This is a genomic window from Pseudoxanthobacter sp., from assembly GCF_036822375.1.
GTDB lineage: Bacteria > Pseudomonadota > Alphaproteobacteria > Rhizobiales > Segnochrobactraceae > Pseudoxanthobacter.
In genome coordinates, this window is the sequence record NZ_DAISHT010000179.1 from 1 (window position 1) to 5,345 (window position 5,345).

The 5,345-nt window shown below is 72.9% G+C and carries 4 protein-coding genes and 1 tRNA gene; 3 read left to right on the top strand and 2 right to left on the bottom strand.

Annotation, left to right across the window (positions count from 1 at the left end; translation table 11 throughout):
- Nucleotides 1-2: 2 nt before the first annotated feature.
- Nucleotides 3-95 (bottom strand) — tRNA-Ser (locus V7067_RS13930).
- A 277-nt stretch (nt 96-372) separates the two neighbouring features.
- On the opposite strand from V7067_RS13930, the gene V7067_RS13935 reads away from it, so the two are divergent.
- Both V7067_RS13935 and V7067_RS13940 read left to right on the top strand, forming a co-directional pair.
- Nucleotides 373-867 (top strand): MarR family transcriptional regulator, encoded by a 495-nt coding sequence (locus V7067_RS13935; protein WP_334176508.1) that lies wholly within the window; start codon nt 373-375, stop codon nt 865-867.
- Nucleotides 864-2,861, top strand: a complete 1,998-nt coding sequence (locus V7067_RS13940; protein ID WP_334176509.1) for an FUSC family protein — start codon at nt 864-866, stop codon at nt 2,859-2,861. Before V7067_RS13935 ends, V7067_RS13940 begins: the two co-directional genes overlap by 4 nt.
- Nucleotides 2,862-3,016: 155 nt before the next feature.
- On the opposite strand, the gene V7067_RS13945 is transcribed toward V7067_RS13940, so the two are convergent.
- A complete protein-coding gene (locus tag V7067_RS13945) occupies nt 3,017-4,432 on the bottom strand; it encodes a PLP-dependent aminotransferase family protein (protein ID WP_334176510.1) in 1,416 nt (471 codons plus the stop codon).
- Between the two features lie 91 nt (nt 4,433-4,523).
- On the opposite strand from V7067_RS13945, the gene V7067_RS13950 reads away from it, so the two are divergent.
- Nucleotides 4,524-5,255: a pyridoxamine 5'-phosphate oxidase family protein gene (locus V7067_RS13950; protein ID WP_334176511.1), complete on the top strand. Its 732-nt coding sequence runs from the start codon at nt 4,524-4,526 to the stop codon at nt 5,253-5,255.
- Nucleotides 5,256-5,345 lie beyond the last annotated feature (90 nt).

Sequence of the window (5,345 nt, forward strand, 5' to 3'; positions counted from 1 at the left end):
AATGGCGGAGACGAGGGGATTCGAACCCCTGATACGGCTTTAGACCGTATAACGGTTTAGCAAACCGCCGCCTTCAGCCTCTCGGCCACGTCTCCGGCGCTGTTTCCCGTAGCGGCTCCGGCAGGCCGGGTCAATGGCTCCGGCCTGCAAAAGCACTGGAAACGCAGCGGCGCGGCGTGATGACCACAGGGCGGGCCGGCAATGAGCCGGCTTGCGGCCTGCGCCACCGCTGCGCCACCGCTGCGCCGGCGGCGTGACAGGGCGGCTTTGCATGGCTGGCGCGGCGTCATTGGCAGGGGTCTGCGGCTGGCCGGCGACGGGCAGGGCATGCTATATGATTTGAAATCAAATCATTTGAATCAGAAATAAGCCATGAGTCCTTCCCTCACCGAGCGGGAACGCTTCGGAATGCTGTTTGTCGGCGTTGCCCGGCGCTGGCGGGCAACGCTTGATGCCGGGCTTGCCTGTCTGGGCCTGTCGGATGCCAGCTGGCCGCCGCTGGTTCATATCGCCCGGTCCGGCGGCGGGCTGTCGCAGAAGGATCTGGCCGCCCGCATCGGCATCGACGGTTCCAGTCTCGTGCGTCTGATCGACCTTCTGGCCGCGCGCGGGCTGGTGGAGCGGCGGCACGATGCGGCCGACCGGCGTGCGAACCTGCTGTTTCTCACGCCCGCCGGCGAGGCCGCCGTGGTGGATGTGCAGCGCACGCTGAGCCGCATCGAGGGTGAGATGCTGTCAGCCCTCGGCAATGCCGATCTGAAGGCGCTCGTCGCCGCGCTGGAGGCCATTGACGGCCGCATCGCGGCCATGCGGCAGCCGGGGGACGGGCCGTCAGGGAACGGGCCTTCAGGGAGCGGACAGTCATGAGCTGCGCGGTTTCTCTGCCGGCCGCGCTGGAGCGGCTGGGCTTCAGCCCGGTGCGGCTCGGCTTCACGCTGCGCACGGCGGCCGCGGCCGCGCTGGCGCTGATCGTTGCCTGGCTCCTCGGGCTTGAGCACCCGCAATGGTCGGCCATGACGGTGTGGGCGGCATCGCTGCCGGTGCGCGGTCAGCTTCTGGAGAAAAGCGGCTTCCGCGCGGCGGGCACCGTGGTGGGCGCGCTGGCCGGCATCGGGCTGCTGGTGCTGTCCGGCGGGGCGCCGGCCATCATCGTGCCGGGGCTGGCGCTGTGGATCGGGCTGTGCGCCTTCACCGGCAACGTCGTGCGCGGCTTTGCCTCCTACGGGTCGATGCTGGCCGGCTACACGGCGGCCATGGTCACGCTGCTGCACAGCGCCCACACCGCCGATCCCTTCGCCATCGGCATCGATCGCATGCTCACGGTGCTGACCGGCGTTGCGGTGGCGCTGGTCGTCGGCTGGGTGTTCGGCGCGCGCAGCGATCCCGACAGCCTCGCAGAGCGCCTTGCGGGCCTCTCCGCCCGCGTGCTGGCCGGCCTTGCCGCCCACCTCACGGCCACTGACACCGGGGCCGGGGCGGCGGCGCGGCGCGAACAGCAGGCGCTGCTGGCGGAAATGGCGGTAATCGAAGAGGGGCTCGACAGCCACGCCGCCGGGTCGCGCCGGTCGCGCGGGGCGGTGCGCACCATCCGGCGGCTTCTGTCTGCACAGGTGGCGGTGGTGCTGTGGATGCGTCGCGGCGTGCAGCCGGCCGGCGGCGCGGCGGTGGCGGCCTGTCTGCGACAGGCGCCGGCAGCTCTCGGCGCCGGCCGGTTTGCCGAGGCCGAAGAGGCCTGCGTGCAGGCGGCCCGTCATCTTGCAGGCGACGATCTTGCCGGCGGCAATCTCGCGGGCGGCGATGCGGTGCTGCGCGAGGCGCTCGTCACGCTGGCGCGGTCGCAGAGCGCGGTGGCGGCCGGCGGCCCGCCCGCGGCGGCCTCGCCGGCGGCCCCGCCCGTGGTGCTGCACCGCGACTGGGTCGGGGCCCGGCAATCGCTCATCCGCTCGGCGGTGGTCATTCTGCTGGTGGGCGGGCTGTGGCTGGCCACCGGCTGGCCGGCCGGTGCCTTCATGCTGCTGGGCACCACCATCATGACGACGGTGTTTTCCACGGTCGATAACCCGGCGGTGCTGCTGCGGCAGGTCATCTTCGGTCAGGCGCTGGGGGCAGCAGGCGCCTTTGCCTGCCGCTGGCTGGTGTGGCCGATGATGAGCAGCGATTTTGGGCTGGTGCTGTCGATGCTGCCGTTCATTGCCGTGGGCGGCGTGCTGTTCGGCCATCGCCGCGCCAGCGGGCCGATCGGGTTCGACTACAACATGGTCATGCTGCTGCTGCTGCAGCCCGCCCTGCCGCTCACCGCCTCGCCCGCCCATTCGCTGATGACGGCCGCGGCCGTGGTGCTGGGGCCGGCCATCGGGCTGGTGGCGTTCATGGCCATCTTCCCGGTCGACGGCCGGCGCCGTCTCGGCACCCTCGTGGCCATGATGGTGCGCGAGACGGAGACGATGGCGGCGCGGACGGGCCTTGTGCAGCACCGGCCGGTGTGGCGGGCGCGGCTCTATCACCGCGTGCTGCGGCTGGTGCGCTGGGCCGACAAGACCGGTGCGGACCGTGCGGCGGCGGTGGAGGGCGGTTTTGCGGTGCTGCTGCTGGGCTCTGCCATTCTGCATATCGACGGCGTGCTGGCGGCGGGCAGCGCGGCACCGGCCACGGTGCGGGCGCTGCACACCGCGCGGGCGCGGCTGCGCCAGACCGGGCGCGACCCGCAGCGGGCGGCCCGCGCCCTTGCCACCGCGGCGCGCCGCGCCGGGGCCGACCCGGCAGCGGATGCCCCGCTGCTGGCCGAGGCCGCGCGGGCCCTTGCCGCAAGCGCCGGCTTTCTGGCCACCCGCCCGGCTGCACCGGCGGGGACTGAACCCTGAACCCGGCCGGCGGCAAGCCGGCCCCGGCTGCTCCTGCCGGGACTGAACCCCGGACCCGGCCGGCGGCAAGCCGGCCCCGGCTGCTCCGGCTGGGACTGAACCCCGGACCCGGCCATCGGCAAGCCGGCCCCGGCTGCACCGGCGGGGACTGAACCCTAGACCCGGCCGGCGGCAAGCCGGCCGAGGCGCAGACCGGCGTCGTGGAGGGCGGCGGCCGGAAAGCCGCTGAAGCCGATGACGAGCCCGCGCCGCGGCGCGGCCGTGACGAACATCGGCGACAGCGCGGCCGCCCCGATGCCGTGCTGCCGTGCGGTGCGGGCAAGGGCGACATCGTCGCTGTCCGGCGGCAGCGGGCAGATGAGGTGCAGCCCCTGATCGGGTGCGACGGCGGCAAGCCCGCCCTGCCGCAGACCCTCCACCAGCGCATCGCGGCCAAGGCGGGCGGCGCGGCGGGCGCGGCGCAGGTGGCGGGCAAGATGGCCCTGCCGCAGAAAGGCGGCCAGCGGGGCTTCCGCCAAGGCCGACGGGCTGCGGTCGGTGCGCGCCCGCAGCGCCATCAGCGGCGCCATCAGGGCCTCCGGCACCACGGCATAGCCCATGCGCAGGCCGGGAAACAGCACCTTGGAGAAACTGCCGAGATAGATCACGCGGCCGGCATCGTCGATGCCCTGCAGGGCGGTCAGCGGTGCGCCGGCATAGCGGAACTCGCTGTCGTAGTCGTCCTCGATGATCCAGCCGTCGGTCTCGCGCGCCCAGGCCACCAGTGCCAGCCGTCGCCGCATCGTCATGGCCACGCCGAGCGGAAACTGGTGCGAGGGCGTGACGCACACGGCGCGCGCCGCCGGGCACAGCCGGCGGCCGGCGGCCACGTCCAGTCCCTCGTCATCGACGGGAACCCCGGTAAGCACCAGCCCGGCGCCCCCGAAGGCGGCCCTTGCCATCGGATAGCACGGGTCTTCCGTCCACACCGCGTCGCCGGGCCGGAAGGCCGTGCGGATGATGAGGTCCAGACCCTGCTGGCTGCCGCTGGTGAGCACGATCTGCTCTGCCGTGCAGCGCACGCCGCGCGCGCCGGCGAGATAGTCGGCGATGGCCGCGCGCAGGTCCGCACTGCCGCGGGCGTCGCAGTAGCCGAAGAAGGAGGCGGGCGGGCGGTGCAGGTGGCGGTTCAGCAGGCGGCGGAACAGCGCCATGGTCTGCTCGTCCGGCGTGGAAACGCCGAGCGTGCCCGGCAGCAGCAACGGCTCCGCGGCGCCGGCGCCGGCCGGCGGGGCGGCCGGGCGGGGCGCAAGCGCGGGCACCGCTGTGGCCACGAAGGTGCCGGCGCCGGTCCGTGCCTCGGCAAAGCCGTCGGCCACCAGCATCTCGAAGGCGGCAACCGCTGCCCCGCGCGAAAGGCCGAGCGCCCCGGCGAGGTGGCGTGTGGCCGGCAGCCGGTCGCCGGGCGCAAGACGTCCGGTCTCGATCAGCGTGCGCAGCGCCCGGTAAAGCGCCTGCGGTCGCGGTCCGCTGCCGGGCGTGACCGGAATGAGGGTCGTCCAGTCCGGATTGGTCTTCTGTTTTTGTGCCAAAGTGGACCTTTTTCAAACCAATGGCGAACCTTAAGCCTTGCTGCGCTGCAGAGGCAATGCCGCCCCGGCAGGCCGGACAGGGAAGACCACCATGCAGGACGCGGCCGCCACCGCCGAAACCTATGCCGTGAGTGCGCGCAATCGTGTGAAGCGGCTGCATGGCCGCGGCCATTACGAGCGCGCGGCGGTTCATGCCGTGCTCGATGCCGGGCTGATGTGCCATGTGGCTTATGTCATCGACGGCCAGCCCTATTGCACGCCCACCATGCACTGGCGGGTGGGCGACCGGCTGTTCTGGCACGGCTCGTCGGCCAGCCGCATGCTGCGCCACCAGAAGGCCGGCGTGCCGGTCTGTCTGACGGTGTCGCTGCTCGACGGTCTGGTGATGGCGCGCTCGGGCTTCAACCACTCGCTCAATTATCGCGCGGCGATGTGCTTCGGCACCGCCCGGCTGGTGGACGATCCGGCGGCGAAGGCGGAGGCGATCCGCGGCGTGGTGGAGCGGTTCTATCCGGGCCGCGATGCGCACCTGCGCCCGCTCAGCGCCCAGGAGCTCAAGGCCACCGCGGTCATGACCATGCTGATCGACGAGGCCTCGGCCAAGGTCAGGGCGACGGGCGTGGGCGATGACGAGGCGGATTACGGTCAGCCGGTGTGGGCGGGCGTGGTGCCGGTGCACACCGTGGTGGGCGAGCCCGAGCCGTGTCCGCGCGTGCTGCCCGGCACGCTGCCGGCGGCCGGCCTTGGCCCCTACCGCCCCGGCCGCCCGTTCGACGAGGCCCTGCGCGAGGCGCAGCGGCTTTATGAGGGCGCGGCGGACTGAACCGGCCGGGCGCAGCGGCCCCGGCGGGTCGTGCCGCCGGGGCTGCCGCTTGCCGTCAGTTGCGCCGGCTGAGCCGCGTCCGCTTCGTTC

Coding starts and splice junctions, on each gene's coding strand:
- V7067_RS13935 (WP_334176508.1), top strand. CDS start 373: ATGAGTCCTTCCCTCACCGAGCGGGAACGCTTCGGAATGCTGTTTGTC.
- V7067_RS13940 (WP_334176509.1), top strand. CDS start 864: ATGAGCTGCGCGGTTTCTCTGCCGGCCGCGCTGGAGCGGCTGGGCTTC.
- V7067_RS13950 (WP_334176511.1), top strand. CDS start 4,524: ATGCAGGACGCGGCCGCCACCGCCGAAACCTATGCCGTGAGTGCGCGC.